Raw genomic sequence first — 18,567 nt, forward strand, 5'->3', positions numbered from 1 at the left:
TTTAATCTTTAAATCTATGCATAATGATCAAAATATTCACTTATTTTAAAAAGAAAAAGCATAGACAAGCTGTTAAATTTTAAATTATTTTGAGTAAATTTTTGAAATAAAATTGGTTGTAAAACAATAACAGTCCTACGACCAAAGCCGAATTGTTTGCTCTTGTTAATGGTGACCATACTGCAAGAGAAAACAAAACATACCAATGCTAGATGAGTATATCTAAGGTATGAAATAAAAAACCAAGGAAGTGAGCTATGAAAGAAATCTACCTAGTGCCAGAGAAATTTAAAGAAACGGCAAGAATCTCGGAAACAGACTATTTCAAACGTTATCAGTACTCTATCGAGCAGCCAGATGCATTCTGGGCTGAAGAAGCGAAAAAGGTCGATTGGATCAAGCCTTTTACCCAAGTGAAAAATACTAGTTTTCAACAGGACAATTTCAAGATCGAATGGTTTGCAGATGGGGAGTTGAACGTCTCCGCAAACTGTTTGGATCGTCATCTAAAAACTAACCCTTTAAAGCCTGCCATTATTTGGGAAGGTGATCATCCATCACGTCATAAAATTATTTCTTTTGCTGAATTACATGACGAAGTATGCCGCTTCGCAAATGTATTGAAAAAGCAGGGCATTGTGAAGGGTGATCGTGTTGTTTTATATATGCCAATGGTGCCTGAAGCAGCAATTGCGATGTTGGCTTGTGCACGTATTGGGGCAGTCCATTGTGTAGTGTTTGGTGGTTTCTCACCCGACTCATTGGCGAGTCGTATTGAAGATAGCCAAGCAAAATTAGTGATTACTGCAGATGCTGGCATGCGCGGTGGCAAGCTGATTCCATTGAAAGAGAATGTAGATGCTGCTTTGCAAATCAAAGGGACAGAAAGTGTTGAACATGTAATCGTGGTTCATCGTACTGGAAACCCAATTCAATTCAATGATGATCGTGACGTTTGGTACCACCTTGCCATCATGGAAGTGGATGAGCATTGCCCACCTGAACCGATGAAAGCGGAAGATCCTCTATTCATTCTCTATACCTCGGGTTCTACAGGCAAACCAAAAGGGGTATTACATACCACGGGTGGTTATTTAGTTTATGTGAACACCACATTTAGAGAAGTCTTTGATCTAAAAGAAGATGATGTGTACTGGTGTACTGCTGATGTGGGTTGGATTACAGGACATAGCTATTTGTTGTATGGTCCATTAAGCAATGCAACCACCACAGTGATGTTTGAAGGGATTCCTCAATACCCAACGTGGGCACGTATCGGGCATGTAATTGATAAGCATAACGTTACCATTTTGTATACTGCACCAACTGCGATTCGCGCGATGATGCGTGAAGGTGATGCCTATGTCCGTGAAAGTGATCGCAGCAGTTTACGTTTGCTTGGTTCGGTGGGTGAACCAATTAACCCTGAAGCATGGAACTGGTATCACGAAGTGGTGGGTGAAGGCCGTTGCCCAATTGTTGATACATGGTGGCAAACTGAAACAGGCGGTATTCTAATTTCACCATTACCAGGTGCAACTGCACTCAAACCAGGTTCTGCAACACGTCCATTCTTTGGTGTGCAACCTGCTTTAGTTGATGGTGAAGGCAACGAGTTAGAGGGTGCAGTAGAAGGGAATCTTGTGATTAAAGATTCTTGGCCAGGTCAAATGCGTACGATTTGGGGTGACCCGCAGCGTTTTATAGAAGCTTATTTTTCAACTTTTAAAAACTGCTATTTCACAGGAGATGGTGCACGCCGTGATGCTGATGGCTATTACTGGATTACTGGACGTGTAGATGATGTGCTGAATGTTTCAGGACACCGTTTGGGAACAGCAGAAATTGAAAGTGCGCTAGTTGCGCATGAGGCAGTCGCTGAAGCGGCGGTCGTTGGTATGCCACATGATATTAAAGGACAAGGAATTTGTACTTTTGTCACTTTGCAGGCTGATGTTGCAGAATCTGAAGAACTTCGTAAAGAGCTCGTGGATTGGGTACGTAAAGTACTTGGTCCTGTGGCGACACCAGATGCTTTGCATTGGGCGCCTGCTTTACCCAAAACACGCTCAGGTAAGATCATGCGTCGTATCTTGCGTAAGATCGCGGCAAATGAGTTAGATAGCTTAGGAGATACTTCAACATTGGCTGAGCCAGCAGTGGTGGAAAACCTGATTGCAACGGTTTATCCAAATCGTTGAATTTAAAATATCTGGAAAGAGCGTTCATCTGAACGCTCTTTTTTATTTTCGCGCTTACTGATTGTTCAGGAAATCAGAGGTATTTTGTACTTTCGCAAAAACATTTAGAGCTGATAAAAACGCTGACTGTACATCCGATGCTTTGACGATGGAGTCTTTATATTCTAGATCACGAGTTGCTGTTGCATCGGCAATTAATATTGGTTGATAGCCAAGCTCGCATGCGGCACGTGTACCTGAATCTATACACATATGCGTCATCATGCCTGTAATCACGAGTTGTTCGATCTGAAGCTTTTGAAGCACTGATTGAAGATTTGTTTCCAAGAAACTATTCGGAAAATGCTTTTGCACAACGAGTGATGAGTCGCTAAGTAAGAGTTTAGGATGTAATTCAACACCCAGCGTATTTTCAAGGAAAAAGCCCGCAGATGCAGGGTTGATATGTTGAACATAAATAATCGGTAAATTGTTTTGATTAAAGTAATGTTCTAATTGATTAATTTTTTCTAAAGCATGTTCTGGATTCACTAATTCCATTTTGCCATCTTTAAAATAATCATTTTGAACGTCGATAATGAGGAGTGCTTGTTTCATTTTAAATGTCCCAATAGGAGATAAGACAAGCTTAGGGAGATGATGAAAAATCAGCTATAGTCTGATGAAAGCTTTGAATCCTATTTTCTTTCGTAATGAAAAATGAATATTGAACTTGATCCAATTGATTTAAAAATTATTGCGTTACTCAAACACGATTCACGTCTGACTCATAAGCAGATCGGACAACACGTGCATCGTACAGGGCAAGCCGTAGGTGCTCGCATCGCACAACTCATGGATGCGGGTATTATTAAGAATTACACCATCACGATAGGTTATGAATATAAACAATTCATTCAACTGTTCTTAAATGAGCAACAGGCTTTTACAGAGATTGAGCAACTGGTCAAGCAATATCCGCAGATAGATGAATGTTTTAAAACCTTAGGAAATGGCTGCTATATGATTGTGAGTCATTTTAATCCATCCCAATTAAATCAGTTTATAGAGAAATTATCGCAGTGGAGTCGCTATTCAGTTGAAACGGTGATGCGAGAAATAGAGCTTCACTAAAATAAAAATCCCCAAGCCGAGTCTTGAGGAAAAGGTTTTTTACTCTTTCTTTTTCTTCTTATATCACAGTGTATTAAGCTGATTTGGCAGGTACTTGCAAGTGTTGTAATTGTTGCTGTTCGATTTGTCGAACCAAAGGTAGAACGTTTTCACCGAAATACTCAACCTCTTCAATGAAATGCAGAAAGCCTGACAGGATGAGATCAACGCCTACGTTTTTTAAATCCACGATTCGTTCAGCTATCTGCTGTGGTGTACCGATCAAATTAGTTTTAAAACCATCGTTGTATTGCACGAGATCATCAAAGGTTGATTTAGCCCAATTTCCTTCTTGTTCTGGTGCTGCTGCACCTGCTTCACGCGTTGCATCACCAAATGCATTGACTGCTTCGACATTTGCCTTAGCGATGATTTCATTCAGCACGGCTTGAGCTTCTTGCTCCGTATCACGTGCGATAATAAAAGCATTCATTCCAATTTTCACATGGCGATTTTCGAGTTTTGCTTTGGCACGGACATCATCAATCTGTTTCTTAATCTCTGCAACGCTATTCCCATTGGTAAAATACCAATCAGAAACACGAGCTGCCATGTCTCGTGCGGCGCGTGAACTACCACCTTGAAAGACTTCGATATAGGGTTTCTGTGCTGGCTTTGGTTTTAGCGTATAGTTTTGGAATTGGTAATATTTACCTTCAAAACTATAATTATCTGTAGTCCAAATGCCTTTAAGGGTTCGAATAAACTCTTCAGAACGGATATATCGTTCATCATGCTCAGGCCAAGGCTCACCGATTGCATCAAATTCTCCACGGAACCATCCACTGACCACATTAATGGCAATACGACCTTGAGTTAAATAATCAATCGTTGCCAATTGCTTTGCTGCAAGTGCTGGTTTCCACGGCCCTGGCAAAATCGCCGCAATCACTTTGAGTTTCTCTGTTTTTGCCAACAAAGCGTGACTAAAGCTCACCGATTCATGCTGATTTTCTGCACCATAGCCCGCAGTAAAACGGATTTGAGTGAGTGCATATTCGAAACCATTTTTTTCTGCTGTTTGCGCCAAACGTATGTTGTAGTCATAACTCCAGTCAGTACGTTGTTCAATTGTACTGACCACTAAACCACCACTTACATTTGGAACCCAATATGCAAACTTAATTTCTGATGATTGCAAGGACATAGATTTCCCTCCCTCAGGTTGCTTATGCAACCTGAGTTAAATTTTTATTAGATTTCTGATGTAAACGTGATTCCGCAGCATCCAAATCAGGTACAGCGGCTGATGGGAGAACTTCGGCTTGTTCAATTTGTTTATTAATGCCGAGATTCTGATTGGCCTGTTCAGTTTTTGCTTTGATAACTTCGGCACGTTTGCCTTTGGCGGGTGCCCATTCCAAAATAGGCAGGGCTCGTGCTACAGCTAAGGTGACTCGATCCGCCAATTGTTCACTTTTAACAGTATATTCTGGGGTAAAGTCACGATCAGTTGCATAAACCCCGATAGGTAAGGTTTGTGCTTGGAAAAAGCTAAATAACGGGCGTAATTGATGTTCTAGTACCAAAGCATGGCGGTCGCTTCCTCCTGATGCAGCCAACAAAACAGGTACATCAACTAAAGCGGTTTGCTCTACGAAATCAAAAAAGTGTTTAAACAACCCTGTAAATGAAGCACGGTAAACAGGTGTTCCCACGATCAATGCATCGGCAGCTTCAACTGCAGCTAAATCATCTTGGACACGTTGCGGTAACTGATTTCGATAGATGGCACCTCCTAATAAGGGACCAATCTCACTGAGTTTAATAAAATGCACATGGATCTGAGTTGCCTCCGCAAGTTCATCCAAAATTGCTTGTACCAAGCTTTCTGTTTTTGATGGGCTATTTAAGCCACCTGAGACTGCAACAATATTTAAGGGAGTAGAAAGGTTATTTTGATGTGACATGGATAAACGCCTAAATCAGCAATAAGGAATTGCTATTTATTTATCTATAGCTCGTGTCGACTGTAAAATAAGGAAATGCTGCAAGCTTATCTGTTTTAAATATAAGTTGAAAAATCACGTTTTGAAGCAAATTAAATGAATTTAATGCTCTGTTTCTATTCGCTATTTCGGTATAGTAGTTTGGGAATGATCTAGGTTGTGTGAGTTATATCATTATCTGATTTATTTTTCATATTTGCGAAATAAATAAGTTTTGATGCTCTTACAACAGTTTATTTCAAAAATAGGCTAAGATAGATTAGATTTGAATAAACACCGTACAGTGACGTACTTGCAGATTGCGTAAAGCGCTTATGAATATTTTAATTGTAGACGACCATCCGTTATTTAGACACGCTTTGATTCAAGCGGTTCGTTATAGCATTCCGCAGGCACAAATTCAGGAAACTGCGGATGTTGATGAGTTTTATGAACGCTTAGAACATGGTGCAGAGCCAGATTTAGTTTTGTTGGATTTAAATCTACCAGGTGCCTCTGGTTTTTCTGCGTTGGTATATGTGAGAGCGCAATATCCTGCAATTCCTATCATTGTTGTTTCTGCACATGAAGAAACCTCCATCATTCAGCGTGCGATTGCACATGGTGCGATGGGTTATATTCCAAAATCATCTCATCCAAGTCATATTGGTGAAGCTATTAAACACGTTTTGGAAGGTGAGATTTGGTTACCTCCAAATCTACCGACACATTCAGGTTTTGATCCTCGAGCTGCCGATGAAACGGCTTTGGCAGAACGTTTACAATCACTCACACCACAACAGTTCCGTGTGTTGATGATGGTTGCTGAAGGCTTGTTAAATAAACAAATTGCTTATGAGCTAGATGTATCAGAAGCGACAATTAAAGCGCATGTGACAGCAATTTTCCGCAAATTAGGTGTACAAAACCGTACGCAGGCAGTACTTGCGATTAGTGCATTAAATATCGAAGATAAAAAGATGTAATTAACAAGTTGAATAACTCATTCGGTTATTCAAATGTTTAAAGACAATAAAAAACCCAGTTCATATGAACTGGGTTTTTTATGCATAGATGCTTAATTAGAACATCTATGACTGCATTAGAAGCGTACTTTAGCGTTTAAGCCTACAGTTTGCATATCAGCTGCATTAACACCATTAGCATTTAAGTAGCTTGCACCAACAGCGATCGCTGGAGTGATGAAGTAATTTACGTTCACGCCCCAAGCTGAGTCTGGTGAACCAGCAAAGCTAGATTCAGCGTAAGAAACACCAGCGCTAAGTTGAGAGTTTAAGTACAAATCAGTTTTTAACTCGTATGCAGTGTCTTCACCATAAACGAGACCAGTTTCAAAACCGATTGACATTGGAGTACCATCGATCGCACCAACGTATTTAGTACGAGCAGTGATTGCATCTTGGTCATCAGCGATAGTCGCTGTTTCACCAACTGCTTTAGCAAAACCACTATTTAAGATTTTGAAAGTATCCAAAGATGTTTGTTCAACAACGTTTGTATAACCTACAGCAACAAGGAAGTTTGGAGCGATTACCGAACCAAATTCAACCGCCCAACGCTGACCACGGTCATCAGTCTCACCATATTTACCGTCATTGTCAGTCGCGCTATAGCTTAAGCTTGCATACGCTGGTGTATATGGAGTTGGTACATAAGCTTCAGCTTTAACACCTACGTTTTGAGATTTAACTTCGTCAAGATTAGCAAAGTTATAACCAAGAGATACGTTAGAAGCTTGATTAACAAAAGCTGCTTCAGCTAAAGGACCTTTAGAAGCATCTACATTTTTTAAGTAATAAGTTGCTTGTCCACCAACAGTGTAATTATTAAAATCTCTGTTATCTCCGTTAGAATCTAGAGCTTCAGACTGACCTTGTATTTCGAATTGGTAAGCGTGAGCACCGGTCATGGCTAAAACTAAAGCAGTGGCTAAACCGAGTTTTTTCATAATAATTTCCAGCTTTAACAGTAGTGAATAAAGTTGAGTCATTGTATTGTAACAAAATATGATGTCAATGTAATAAATCTGAGAACCCGATGAACGATCATAGTGCACTCAGGTTTTGATCAAAATACATACAGTTGTGTGTGGTGCTGTCAACCGATATTGAAGTTTATATCTTACAAATAGATAGATTCAAAATAGTGAATCGAAACACATATTATTTGGAGTTCATAATTTACCATTTTAATTGATAAATACGATTGTATTAATCTAATTTATCAATTGCTGGTTTCTTAAAACTGTCATAATTGGCTGGAAAAAGTGTGTTCAAAATCTATTTTTTTACAAATTGGAATGATAAATCATATTTTTTAACAGTAGTTCGGGGCAAGGTTTGCTATTTAATTGAACAGTGTTGTTTTTTAATTCCAAAAAACGATCAAAAAAAGAATCCTGATCTATTTAATCGACTTTACATTTGGAGACTCGGTTCACATAATTGCGCCCAAGAGATATTTGTTTAGCATTCTATCTCATAACATTTTCTTGAGTATTCGATGTTTAAAAGCATCTGATTTTACTAGCTCGGCTTTCCCCAAGGCTGAGCTTTTTTTATCAATTTTTTAGTGTAGGAAATTTGATTTATAAGTTGTTCAAATAAAAAATTACTTATAAATCTATGAAATAGCTGTTCGCTCGACTGTTTGATCAGCTTCAGACATCAAGTTGTAAGACAAAGTATGACAATATTAAAAAAAACCACATGCAGTTAGTTTTTAAAAATAATATTAAAATAGCAATATCTCAATGACCGATATTCAAGATGTTGAAAGTACTTCGATTGCATTTGGCATAACTTTATATTGATAATTAATAACATATATCACATGGTTAATAACCAGGTCATCTGGGATATATATTATTTTTCCGTGGTGTTTATATTCTGCTTTAGTTTTTGGTTTTGATGGTATTTTAATAAATTAATAATAAAAAAGACCCAACCCTATGAGGTGGGTTGGGTATGAGAAGAAGGATGTTTGATCATTGGGAGAAACATCCTTGAGGAATTTGTATCAAATTGCTTAATTTCTTATCTAAATTTATTGTGTCTCTTTTTACTTAATTAGGGAAATTGATAATATTTATCTTCAGAATTTGTTTTTTCGATTATTTGTTTTTTTAATTAAATCAATAGCTTAAAATTTTCTGCTGTGTCGAATGATAAAGAGACTATTCATTTTTTTTAAATACTTGTAAATACACTAGAGTATTGTTAAAACTAAACTAGTTTAATTATTTTAAAGTGTTTTTTTAATAAAATGAAATTTAAAAAATTTGCATATTATTCTTTGATTATAAAAGTCTCAAAATTAATTGGAATCATATCAGCGCAAATTAAAAATTAAGGTAAGATTAATATTCTCAAGAAATCAAATAGGATGAGTTTTTGAAAAGAGCAGGATGTCTTCATGGAACGTAGTTTGAAACGTGTTAAATTACGTTCAGAGCAGATTAGCCTTCGTCTATTTTCTTGCATGGTCGTGATTATTTTTTCGATCTTATACATTTCTATTCCATTAATAATTCATAGTTATCAAGATTATATAAAAACTCAACAAGTATTATCAGAAATCACAAGTTTGCGTGCCTTAGTAAAAACAGCCAATAAGATTTCAAGAGAGCGAGCGCCTGCCAATAAGCTCATGTCGAGTACGCCTGATGAGCTTCAGCAACATCAAAAGGAGTTGAAAGAATTTAGACTGGTTGTTGATCAGCAAATTGATGAGGCGATTACAACACTTCATCAAGCAGGTTTTAACTCTATCGCGACGGCTTTAAATTCTGATTTAAAAACTCAATTAGCACAGTCACGAAAAGTCGTTGATGACTATGCTCTGATCCCTCCAAAACAACGTAATGCAGCAGAATTAGATCATGCGATAGCTTCCATGTTCGCTGCATGGGATAAGACACGTGAATATCTGAGTGCTTTGATGCTAGAAGCAAAAAGTAAAGACAGTAAGATGTCAAATTACTTTATTTCTATTGTTGTTTTAACGGATATGCGTGATCAAGCGGGCCGCGTAGCATCTAATATCATGGCACCTGTGACGTTTAAGCAAACGATATCAGATATTAATCGTGCTCGATCATTACAAACTCAACATCAAGCCAAATATCTATGGTCATTGGTCGATACGATTCAGCCTGAACAAACCAAAACTACAGAATATTATCGTTTACATCGGCGTGTAAAAACGGAGTTTCTTGATCAGGGATTACCACTGATCTCAAGATTATTAGATGAGAGTGCAAAGAAACAAACTTATTCACTTACAGGGATGCAACTCACGGAGCAAATTGTAGATAAATTTATTACGGTGATGGATCTACAAAATTATATTTTGGATAGCAGTATCCAAGTAGCGTATGAACAGAATAGAAAAGCAAAACAACAACTGATTTTTACATTGTGTATGACCAGTGTTTCATTGCTGACTGCTCTATTTATTATGATTTATACCAAGCGAAAGGTATTTATGCCTTTAATTAGGGCTCGCCAAATGATCTTACGCTTATCTAACACGTCCTATGAAGACCTGCATACGAAAGCATCAAAACAGGAATTTGCTTCATTATTCGAAGCGATCGATCGTTTAAAAGCGATGTTAAAACAACGAGACATGATGGAGTCTCAGTTGAAGAAAATCGCGAACTCAGATGTGCTGACTGGTGTAGCGAATCGCTTAGCTTTGGATGAATACATTCGGGTTTTGGAAAGTCGCCCAAATGCGTTTTCTAAAACAGGTGTGATCGTGATTGATATTGATAACTTTAAGTTGGTCAATGATCAGTATGGTCATATTGTGGGTGATCAGGTGATTACAATGATCGCGGATCAATTGAAGCATAACGTAAGGGCATCTGATCTGATTGTGCGTTATGGTGGTGATGAATTTTTAGTGGTCATTGAAAATATTCAGTTAGATGCAGCTAAGCATATTGCGGAAAGTATTCGTACTGAAATCGCCAGTCAGTCTATAGAGGTTTCGAGTTTAGGTGAATCCATCCAAGTATCGGTAAGTATTGGAGTTGCTGTCGGAGCAGAAAGCTGGCTTGAACTGCTAGAAAATGCGGATCAATCGATGTTAAGAGCGAAGGCTAAAGGGAAGAATGTGGTGGAGGGATAAAAAAAGTTGCCGTGAAATTTTTAAGTTTATCTTTTTTGGTCATCATATTTAAATTTAGAATTGCTAGTTTATATGAGTTCCAAAATTAAGATTCTATTTGTGTTAGTAAAAGACCAAGAAAAATTATGCGAAGCTATTTATTCAACTCAACATTATAATGACTGGCAGAGAATTGCCCAATCTTCTAAACAATATGAAGCAGATGATATTGCTCAAAATGCTTTTCTATACGTAATAGATAGATGGATAGGTGTATTTGATCCTGTTAATCTTGAACATTGGATTGAACTAAAAAGCCAAATGCGAAATCTTTATGGTTATGGTGTTGATCGAGTGCTCAGAAAAGCACTGAGTATGGATCAAAGTTCTAGTAATGATGTAGATGAAGCGACTAATCCGATTCTTTTGAGCATATCATCTTCAACATCAACTGAGCCATTACAGGGAATGATTGAGGATGAAGAACAACTTTTCCTCCAAAAGAAACAATTAAAACATATTCAAGAAAATAGCTTCTCGATGGCTTTGGCGTATGTTCAATTATTTGAAAGTCTAAAACCTAAATTACTCAAATATACATATCTGAATATCGCTGATTATATGAAAATGTCTTACTCATGGTTGAGGGAATGCATAAATCGTGCTGAGAAATTACAGAGAACACAGCATTCTTTGTTTGATAATATTGAATATGCTTCAGTTTCGCATTTAAGGAGTTGGCGTAAATTCAAGCTAGAGAGAAAAGTACAGCCTAAATTTACGCCAGTTTTGGAGAATCAATTAAATTTATTTCAACATCGGTTTTAAGAACTTACCTGTATGTGAAATCTCAACTTCAGCAATTTGCTCAGGCGTGCCTTCAGCGATAATTTGACCACCACCAGAACCACCTTCAGGGCCAAGATCAATCACCCAATCGGCAGTTTTGATCACATCCAAATTATGCTCAATCACCACAATGGTATTACCCTTATTACGTAGCTCATGCAAGATGTCGAGTAACTTGGCAATATCATGGAAATGTAAACCTGTGGTTGGCTCATCTAGGATATATAAGGTTTTACCCGTATCACGTTTTGCTAACTCACGCGCTAATTTCACGCGTTGGGCCTCACCACCTGAAAGGGTTGTTGCTGCCTGTCCCAAACGAATATAACCCAGTCCTACTTGAGTCAGTGTTTCTAGACGACGATGAATCACAGGAATTGCACTAAAGAATTCGGCTGCATCTTCTACCGTCATTTCTAACACATCAGAAATATTCTTACCTTTATAGCCTACTTCCAGTGTTTCACGATTATAACGCTTGCCATGACAGGCATCACAAGGCACATACATATCAGGCAGGAAATGCATCGCGACCTTGATCATGCCATCGCCTTCACATGCCTCACAGCGCCCGCCTTTTACGTTAAACGAGAAACGACCTGCGCTATAACCACGTGCTTTTGCTTCAGGGGTTTGTGCAAATAACTCACGAATTGGGGTAAATAACCCTGTATAAGTTGCAGGATTCGAACGTGGCGTACGACCAATTGGACTTTGGTCAATATCGACCACTTTATCCAAGTGTTGTAAACCATCAATTGAATCAAACTTTTCTGCGGTAAGAGTGGTTGCACCATTGAGTTGAGTGGCTGCTAAAGGCAATAAAGTTCGGTTAATTAAGGTTGACTTTCCTGAACCTGAAACGCCAGTGACACAGGTCATAATGCCTAAGGGAATGGTTAAATCAACATTCTTCAGATTATGTCCGCTTGCGCCTGAAAGCTTAATCACTTCATCAGGACGTGGTGATTGGGTACGTTGTTTTGGCACTGCAATTTTTAATTTGCCTGAAAGATACTGACCTGTAAGCGAATCGGCATGGTTCGCCAATTCGTCATAAGTTCCTTCAGCAATGATCGCACCACCGTGAATCCCTGCACCTGGTCCGATATCAATGATATGGTCCGCAGCACGAATCGCATCTTCATCATGCTCAACGACGAGCACGGTGTTGCCCAAATCACGTAAACGAATGAGCGTTTGTAATAAGCGATCATTATCACGTTGGTGTAGACCAATCGATGGTTCATCAAGCACATACATCACACCCATCAAGCCTGCACCGATTTGCGAAGCGAGACGAATACGTTGTGCCTCACCCCCTGAAAGGGTTTCAGCCGAACGTGCTAAGCTTAAATAATTGAGTCCAACACTCACCAAAAAGTGTAAACGTTCACGAATTTCTTTAAAAATTTTATCGGCGATTTCGCCTTTAGCACCCTCGAGATTGAGGTCTTGATAATAACTTTCTGCATCACCAATCGACATCTTGGTGATTTCAGCAATGGTTTTGTCTTTAACACGAACATGACGCGAGATTTCATTGAGACGAGAACCACCACACGCATCACAAGCGGCATTAGATAAGTATTGGGCTAAGTCATCACGGACATAATTCGATTCCGTTTCACGATAGCGACGTTCCAAATGTGGCAAGATTCCTTCAAAAGGTTGCACACGATTATGTTTACGACCACGTTCATCAATATAACTGAGGTCGATTTTTTCTTTGCCTGTACCTTGTAAGAATTTCTTTTGTGTCTCTTTATCCAGTTGATTCCATGGGGTATCGAGTGGAATATCAAAATGATCTGCGACTTTTTGAAGCATCGTATAGTAATACGGTCGCTGTCTGTCCCAACCACGAATTGCACCTTGGCTGATCGATACTTCTGGATTTGGAATAAGTTTGTCGGCACTAAAATGACTACGCGTCCCTAAACCATCACAGACAGGGCAAGCACCAAAAGGATTGTTAAATGAGAACAAACGAGGCTCGAGTTCAGCAACCGCACGGTCACATTCAGGGCAAGAGTGTTTCGCTGAAAAGACACGTTCAGGGTGTTCACCATTCATCCACGATAAAATCGCAATATCACCACCTAAACGTAAGGCAGTTTCAAAGGATTCAGCAATTCGATTGCCAAGATCATCGCGTACTTTGAAACGGTCGACGACGACTTCGATGGTATGTTTTTTCTTTTTGTCTAATTCAGGTGGGGTATCAATATCAATAATTTCGCCATCGACACGCGCACGCACAAAGCCTTGGCTTTGTAATTGTTCAAATAAGTTACTGTATTCGCCTTTGCGCTCACGAACCACAGGTGCGAGCAACATCAGTGCCGTACCTTCTTCAAGCGATTTTACTGCATCGACCATTTCCGAAACGGTTTGTGCGACCATCGGTAAGTCATGTTCTGGACAGTAGGGTGTACCCACACGCGCATAGAGCAGTCGTAAATAGTCATAAATTTCGGTAATTGTTCCGACAGTTGAACGCGGGTTATGGCTCGTTGATTTTTGCTCGATCGCGATCGCAGGGGATAAACCTTCGATTGAATCAACTTCAGGTTTTTCCATTTGCGAAAGGAATTGTCGTGCATAAGCCGAAAGTGATTCAACATAACGGCGCTGACCCTCAGCATATAAGGTATCAAATGCCAACGATGATTTCCCTGAACCTGAAAGCCCTGTGATCACCACAAATTTGTCACGTGGAATATCGAGTGACACATTCTTTAAATTATGGGTACGTGCGCCTCGAATACGGATATGACTTTGGCTCATGAAAACATCTCAATAATATGCAATAGAAGATCAAAAGACGTTGAACATTGATGGGGTGCATCATCAATTATTTAATTTGAATGTCTTGAGAGAAAGTTCAGTACCAATCAATTTAAAATAATTGCAGAGCAGCATCGTGCTGTTTAACAGGTCTTATATGATAGCGCCTTAAAATTGTTCAAGTGGTATAAAAATATTTAAAACGACAAATTGTGACGGTCAGACCACTTTTTCAAACATGATCAGTCTCAAACCGAGTTGTATTTTTATCATTCCTTTTCTCATTTTACTACTGTAAAGCTGTTGCTAAATAAAAATACATAACTTTACTAGACGACTGGTCTAATATTTATTTATAGTGTGAACATGAAACGATCAATGAAAAGTGAAGCAACCCGAAAACATATCTTGGATACCAGTTTTGAATTGGTATTGTATAAAGGTTTTGTTGGGGTTGGCTTACAAGAAATTTTGAAAGCCTGTGACGTACCCAAAGGTTCGTTCTATCACTATTTTGCGTCTAAAGAGGCCTTTGGTTGTGCTTTATTAGAACAGTACATGGCTGACTATAAAGTACGTGTCGAGCAGCTATGGCAGCACACTGAACAAAGTGCTTATGCACGTTTGATGGCGTTGTGGCAGGCATGGATTGACGATCCAATTTACGGCAGTTGGGCAGAAAACTGCTTAATAGTGAAACTCGCGGCTGAAGTCTCTGATTTATCAGAAGACATGCGACAAATTTTGAATTTAGGTGTGCATCGACTCACGCAACGCATAGCGCTGCTATTACAAGAAGGGCAGCAGCAAGGTTCGATTCCAACACATCTCGACCCATTTAAAACAGCTCAAGTGATGTATCAGCTTTGGTTAGGTGCAGCATTGATGACCAAATTGGCACAAGACAAAGCACCATTGCATCTTGCTTTGGAAACCACGAAACAGCTGTTACAACCGATACAGGAATAAATCATGCAAAGTGTTATCCACTACCAATTTGGCGAACCCGTAGATGTTTTAGAAGTAGCGGATATGCCTCAACCAGAGCCTAAAGCAGGTGAAGTGCGTATCAAGACCATTATGTCTCCAATCCATAATCATGATGTATGGACGGTGAGGGGAAGTTATGGCTATAAGCCAACTTTACCTGTAATTGGTGGTAGTGAAGCGGTAGGTATCGTCGACGCTGTGGGTGAAGGTGTCGATGAAAGTAAATTGGGGCAACGGGTTGCAGTTGCTGGCGTACATGGCAGTTGGGCAGAATATTTTATTGCCCCTGCGCAAAGCATCATTCCTTTAAATGATGCGATTGATGATGAAACAGCAGCTCAATTGATTGGTATGCCGATTAGTGCATTGATGTTATTGGACTTTGTAAATGTTCAAGCAGGTCAGTGGCTGATTCAGAACACAGCGAATGGTACTGTGGGTAAAACCGTTGCCATGATTGCTCAAGCGCGTGGTTTGCAAGTGATTAATCTCGTGCGTCGTACCGATGCGATTGCTGAAATGCAGGCTTTAGGTATTCAACATGTCGTTGCGACTGATCAGGCGGATTGGAAGCAACAAGTGAAAGCCATTCATGCTGATCAGCCATTAATTGCAGGCGTAGATTCAATTGGTGGAGCGGCGAGTGGTGAAATGCTGAATCTACTGAGTGAAAATAGCTTATTAGTTTCATTTGGCAGCATGACGGGTGAAACCATGCAGATTTCATCGGGTGATTTGATTTTCAAACAGGCTACAGTGAAAGGCTTTTGGGCAAGTGTAGTCAATAAAGAAATGCCAGCAGAGCGTAAAAAGGCATTATTTGTTGAGTTATTAACCCTTGCGACACAAAAGAAGCTGGTTCTACCTGTAGAAGGCATTTTCAGTTTTGATGAAATTAAAACTGCTGCACTGAAAGCGACTCAGGGAGCACGTCAGGGTAAAGTGTTGTTAAAAGCTTAATTTTGAAAATTGCATGACCAGTCGTGAGGCTGGTCTACTGATATTGAGTCATACAATAAAAAGGAAAATGAGATGATCGGACAACTGCTCGTAGGATTAATTGCTGTCTTGCATGTTTATATCTTAGTATTGGAAATGTTTTTATGGGATAAACCAGCAGGTTTAAAAGCATTTACGAATACTCCTGAAAAAGCCCAGCTCACCAAAGTTTTAGCGCAAAACCAAGGTCTTTATAATGGTTTTCTTGCAGCAGGCTTATTCTGGTCGTTAATTGCACCTGAAACCTATGCTGTGGCTTTGGCGAATTTCTTTTTAGGTTGTGTATTGATTGCAGGTATTTATGGTGGTTTGACGGCAAGCAAAAAAATTATTTATATCCAATCTATACCCGCAGTGATTGCCTTAATTGCCGTTAACTTTTTTTAAGTAATAAAGGTATTCACTCGATCTGATTTGTGTTTTAATGCAGCCAGTTTGAGATGAGCCTCATACAGTATATCGGACGATACGATATACGACTAAGCCCCTTTATGGGGCTTTTTTATGTCTAAAAAAATGTCATGTTTAATTATTTATGGGATTAAGCGTGATCTAACCCTAACCATTGGCGTTGCTGATAAGCGCTATCCCAAAATAACCACTCCAGTTTTGCACCCATCGTATATGCTGCGTGCATTTTCGCTAAAGTATCTTCATCACAACGCGCTGCTACTTTATCAATCGTTGCAATCACATTACTTACCGCTGTATTAAATTCTTCACCTGCATAGGTATCAATCCATGCTTGGTAACGGTTATTGTCAGCGGATTGGTGAATAATTGATTTCCCGACTTCTGCATAAATCCAAAAACATGGAAGCAATGCCGCTAAAATCACAGGATAACTTTCTGACCAAGCTGTAGCCGTTAGAAAAGATGTGTAGTGATGACAGGCAAGGGTGAGCGGGGTATTTTCAAACTCAGTTTTGCTGATGGAAAACTCTTGCATGAAATCACTGTGCAGACTACGTTCAACTATGATTGCAATTTTTGCAGCTTCAGAAAATTGAATTACATCATCCGCTTCATAAGCTTTAGCAGCAGCAACTGCAAGCGCACGACCATAAGCCAATAGATAGTGCGCATCTTGAATCACATAATGACAAAAGACTTGAGGGTCCAATGTTCCTGCTGCAAGTTCTTGGTTGAATGGAAGTGCGAGGATTTTTTGATAAAGGTCGATGTTGCGCTGCCAGACATCCTGAGAAAAAGTCATAAATTGAACCTGTAAAAACAATAAGTCTAAGATTTTATTCAAACTATATCAGAACTTAGCTTTGATCGTATTTGATCTCAAAATAAGTCCAACAATCTTTTCTGTCTTTCGGTCAAAACTCGCCTACAATAGTCACATTTTTCTAGCCAAACGATTTCGAATAAAAGGTTGCTCATGAAGCATTTTCGTTTCTCAATTTTCTTTACAGTAGTGTGTTTAGCACTATCTGCTTACTGGGGCTATACGCATGGCCCAGAAGCAGGTATTGCAACAATGCTGAAAGCATTAACTATTACTGCAATTTTGGCAGTGATGGAAGTCTCTCTCTCTTTTGATAACGCCGTGGTCAACGCATCAGTACTCCGTAATTGGGATCATTTCTGGAAAATGATCTTCTTAACAGTGGGTATTTTAATTGCCGTATTTGGTATGCGCTTGGTTTTCCCTGTCGTGATTGTTGCTGTCACAGCAGATATGGGCATGATGGAAGTCGTAAAATTGGCACTTAACGATCCGAAGTCTTATTCAGCTCGTTTGATGGAACATCATGCAGAAATTGCAGCCTTTGGTGGTACTTTCTTATTGATGGTGTTCTTGAATTTCTTCTTCGATGATGAAAAGGAAACTCATTGGTTCCGTTGGATCGAATCTAAACTCTCACATCTTGCAAGTGTTCCTGCGATGTCTGTTTTCATTGCTTTGGTTGCGATGTTAATCATGGCGGCGAATGTTGAGGAAAGCAAACGTCTGGTAGTGACGATGGCTGGAATCTGGGGGATCGTGGTTTATATCGGTGTCCAAGTTCTCAGTCATTTATTGGGTGGTGAACCTGAAATTGATGAACACGGTAATGCCGTAATGCATGATGGCAATGGGGCTGCATCAGGTGTTGTCAAAGCAGGTTTTGGTGGTTTCTTATATCTTGAAGTCCTAGATGCATCGTTCAGTTTTGATGGTGTTATTGGCGCATTTGCGATTACCAGTGATGTTGTGATCATTATGTTGGGTCTTGCGATTGGTGCGATCTTCGTCCGTTCGATGACGATCTATCTGGTTGAGAAAGGCACTTTAGATGCTTACATCTTCCTTGAACATGGTGCGCACTATGCGATTGGTGCATTGGCATTCATTATGATTGCTAGTGGTACAGGTTTACATGTACCTGAAGTGGTGACTGGTTTGATCGGTGTCGCATTTATTGTTTGGGCGGTAATTGCCTCGATCCAATACAGTAAACGACAGAAGCTAAGCTCTTAAGATTAATTTCAGTTTGATCACTTAAGATCTTTTAAAGGGACGGTAACGT

15 protein-coding genes are annotated in these 18,567 nt (G+C 39.4%); 9 read left to right on the forward strand and 6 right to left on the reverse strand.

Annotation, left to right across the window (positions count from 1 at the left end; translation table 11 throughout):
• Positions 1–257: 257 nt before the first annotated feature.
• A complete protein-coding gene (gene acs / locus IRT38_RS03960) occupies positions 258–2,201 on the forward strand; it encodes an acetate--CoA ligase (RefSeq protein WP_194597002.1) in 1,944 nt (647 codons plus the stop codon).
• Between the two features lie 54 nt (positions 2,202–2,255).
• On the opposite strand, the gene IRT38_RS03965 is transcribed toward acs, so the two are convergent.
• Complete coding sequence (locus IRT38_RS03965; protein ID WP_151834484.1) at positions 2,256–2,798, reverse strand: cysteine hydrolase family protein; 543 nt, start codon at positions 2,796–2,798, stop codon at positions 2,256–2,258.
• A 102-nt stretch (positions 2,799–2,900) separates the two neighbouring features.
• On the opposite strand from IRT38_RS03965, the gene IRT38_RS03970 reads away from it, so the two are divergent.
• Entirely contained in the window at positions 2,901–3,314 is a 414-nt protein-coding gene (locus tag IRT38_RS03970) for an Lrp/AsnC family transcriptional regulator (RefSeq protein WP_004909867.1), read from the forward strand.
• A 73-nt stretch (positions 3,315–3,387) separates the two neighbouring features.
• Here IRT38_RS03970 and sfnG read toward each other — a convergent pair whose 3' ends face one another.
• Both sfnG and msuE read right to left on the reverse strand, forming a co-directional pair.
• Positions 3,388–4,500, reverse strand: coding sequence for a dimethylsulfone monooxygenase SfnG (gene sfnG / locus IRT38_RS03975; RefSeq protein WP_194597003.1), 1,113 nt, complete (start codon positions 4,498–4,500; stop codon positions 3,388–3,390).
• Between the two features lie 22 nt (positions 4,501–4,522).
• The gene (gene msuE / locus IRT38_RS03980; protein WP_039047803.1) at positions 4,523–5,263 is read right to left on the reverse strand and encodes an FMN reductase; all 741 of its coding nucleotides are present in this window, start codon (positions 5,261–5,263) and stop codon (positions 4,523–4,525) included.
• Between the two features lie 353 nt (positions 5,264–5,616).
• Here msuE and IRT38_RS03985 point away from each other — a divergent pair, with 353 nt between their 5' ends.
• Positions 5,617–6,267, forward strand: coding sequence for a response regulator (locus IRT38_RS03985; RefSeq protein ID WP_004909861.1), 651 nt, complete (start codon positions 5,617–5,619; stop codon positions 6,265–6,267).
• 116 nt (positions 6,268–6,383) lie between these two features.
• Here IRT38_RS03985 and omp33-36 read toward each other — a convergent pair whose 3' ends face one another.
• Positions 6,384–7,250, reverse strand: a complete 867-nt coding sequence (gene omp33-36 / locus IRT38_RS03990) for a porin Omp33-36 (protein WP_194597004.1) — start codon at positions 7,248–7,250, stop codon at positions 6,384–6,386.
• Between the two features lie 1,466 nt (positions 7,251–8,716).
• On the opposite strand from omp33-36, the gene IRT38_RS03995 reads away from it, so the two are divergent.
• Positions 8,717–10,438, forward strand: coding sequence for a GGDEF domain-containing protein (locus tag IRT38_RS03995; RefSeq protein WP_194597005.1), 1,722 nt, complete (start codon positions 8,717–8,719; stop codon positions 10,436–10,438).
• Between the two features lie 72 nt (positions 10,439–10,510).
• Positions 10,511–11,245 (forward strand): hypothetical protein, encoded by a 735-nt coding sequence (locus tag IRT38_RS04000; protein WP_005403384.1) that lies wholly within the window; start codon positions 10,511–10,513, stop codon positions 11,243–11,245.
• Here IRT38_RS04000 and uvrA read toward each other — a convergent pair.
• Positions 11,225–14,056 (reverse strand): excinuclease ABC subunit UvrA, encoded by a 2,832-nt coding sequence (gene uvrA / locus IRT38_RS04005; protein WP_194597006.1) that lies wholly within the window; start codon positions 14,054–14,056, stop codon positions 11,225–11,227. The two genes, IRT38_RS04000 and uvrA, sit on opposite strands and share 21 nt — an antisense overlap.
• Positions 14,057–14,422: 366 nt before the next feature.
• Between uvrA and IRT38_RS04010 the strand changes: the two genes are divergently transcribed.
• From IRT38_RS04010 to IRT38_RS04020, 3 genes are all read left to right on the forward strand, one after another.
• A complete protein-coding gene (locus IRT38_RS04010; protein WP_194597007.1) occupies positions 14,423–15,025 on the forward strand; it encodes a TetR/AcrR family transcriptional regulator in 603 nt (200 codons plus the stop codon).
• Positions 15,026–15,028: 3 nt separating this feature from the next.
• Positions 15,029–16,006 carry a zinc-binding dehydrogenase gene (locus tag IRT38_RS04015; RefSeq protein ID WP_194597008.1) on the forward strand — a complete coding sequence of 326 codons (978 nt, stop codon included), beginning with the start codon at positions 15,029–15,031 and terminating at the stop codon, positions 16,004–16,006.
• 72 nt (positions 16,007–16,078) lie between these two features.
• Positions 16,079–16,432, forward strand: a complete 354-nt coding sequence (locus tag IRT38_RS04020; RefSeq protein WP_194597009.1) for a DUF1304 domain-containing protein — start codon at positions 16,079–16,081, stop codon at positions 16,430–16,432.
• A 154-nt stretch (positions 16,433–16,586) separates the two neighbouring features.
• Here IRT38_RS04020 and tenA read toward each other — a convergent pair whose 3' ends face one another.
• A complete protein-coding gene (gene tenA, locus IRT38_RS04025) occupies positions 16,587–17,261 on the reverse strand; it encodes a thiaminase II (protein ID WP_004951380.1) in 675 nt (224 codons plus the stop codon).
• A 174-nt stretch (positions 17,262–17,435) separates the two neighbouring features.
• Here tenA and IRT38_RS04030 point away from each other — a divergent pair, with 174 nt between their 5' ends.
• Positions 17,436–18,518 (forward strand): DUF475 domain-containing protein, encoded by a 1,083-nt coding sequence (locus tag IRT38_RS04030; protein ID WP_004909842.1) that lies wholly within the window; start codon positions 17,436–17,438, stop codon positions 18,516–18,518.
• The last annotated feature ends 49 nt before the right edge of the window (positions 18,519–18,567 follow it).

Source organism: Acinetobacter sp. SK-43 (genome assembly GCF_015351505.1).
GTDB lineage: Bacteria > Pseudomonadota > Gammaproteobacteria > Pseudomonadales > Moraxellaceae > Acinetobacter > Acinetobacter junii.

Coding starts and splice junctions, on each gene's coding strand:
- uvrA (WP_194597006.1), bottom strand. CDS start 14,056: ATGAGCCAAAGTCATATCCGTATTCGAGGCGCACGTACCCATAATTTA.
- IRT38_RS04015 (WP_194597008.1), top strand. CDS start 15,029: ATGCAAAGTGTTATCCACTACCAATTTGGCGAACCCGTAGATGTTTTA.
- IRT38_RS03995 (WP_194597005.1), top strand. CDS start 8,717: ATGGAACGTAGTTTGAAACGTGTTAAATTACGTTCAGAGCAGATTAGC.
- IRT38_RS03970 (WP_004909867.1), top strand. CDS start 2,901: ATGAATATTGAACTTGATCCAATTGATTTAAAAATTATTGCGTTACTC.
- msuE (WP_039047803.1), bottom strand. CDS start 5,263: ATGTCACATCAAAATAACCTTTCTACTCCCTTAAATATTGTTGCAGTC.
- omp33-36 (WP_194597004.1), bottom strand. CDS start 7,250: ATGAAAAAACTCGGTTTAGCCACTGCTTTAGTTTTAGCCATGACCGGT.
- IRT38_RS04030 (WP_004909842.1), top strand. CDS start 17,436: ATGAAGCATTTTCGTTTCTCAATTTTCTTTACAGTAGTGTGTTTAGCA.
- IRT38_RS04000 (WP_005403384.1), top strand. CDS start 10,511: ATGAGTTCCAAAATTAAGATTCTATTTGTGTTAGTAAAAGACCAAGAA.
- IRT38_RS03965 (WP_151834484.1), bottom strand. CDS start 2,798: ATGAAACAAGCACTCCTCATTATCGACGTTCAAAATGATTATTTTAAA.
- IRT38_RS04010 (WP_194597007.1), top strand. CDS start 14,423: ATGAAACGATCAATGAAAAGTGAAGCAACCCGAAAACATATCTTGGAT.
- sfnG (WP_194597003.1), bottom strand. CDS start 4,500: ATGTCCTTGCAATCATCAGAAATTAAGTTTGCATATTGGGTTCCAAAT.
- IRT38_RS03985 (WP_004909861.1), top strand. CDS start 5,617: ATGAATATTTTAATTGTAGACGACCATCCGTTATTTAGACACGCTTTG.
- IRT38_RS04020 (WP_194597009.1), top strand. CDS start 16,079: ATGATCGGACAACTGCTCGTAGGATTAATTGCTGTCTTGCATGTTTAT.
- acs (WP_194597002.1), top strand. CDS start 258: ATGAAAGAAATCTACCTAGTGCCAGAGAAATTTAAAGAAACGGCAAGA.
- tenA (WP_004951380.1), bottom strand. CDS start 17,261: ATGACTTTTTCTCAGGATGTCTGGCAGCGCAACATCGACCTTTATCAA.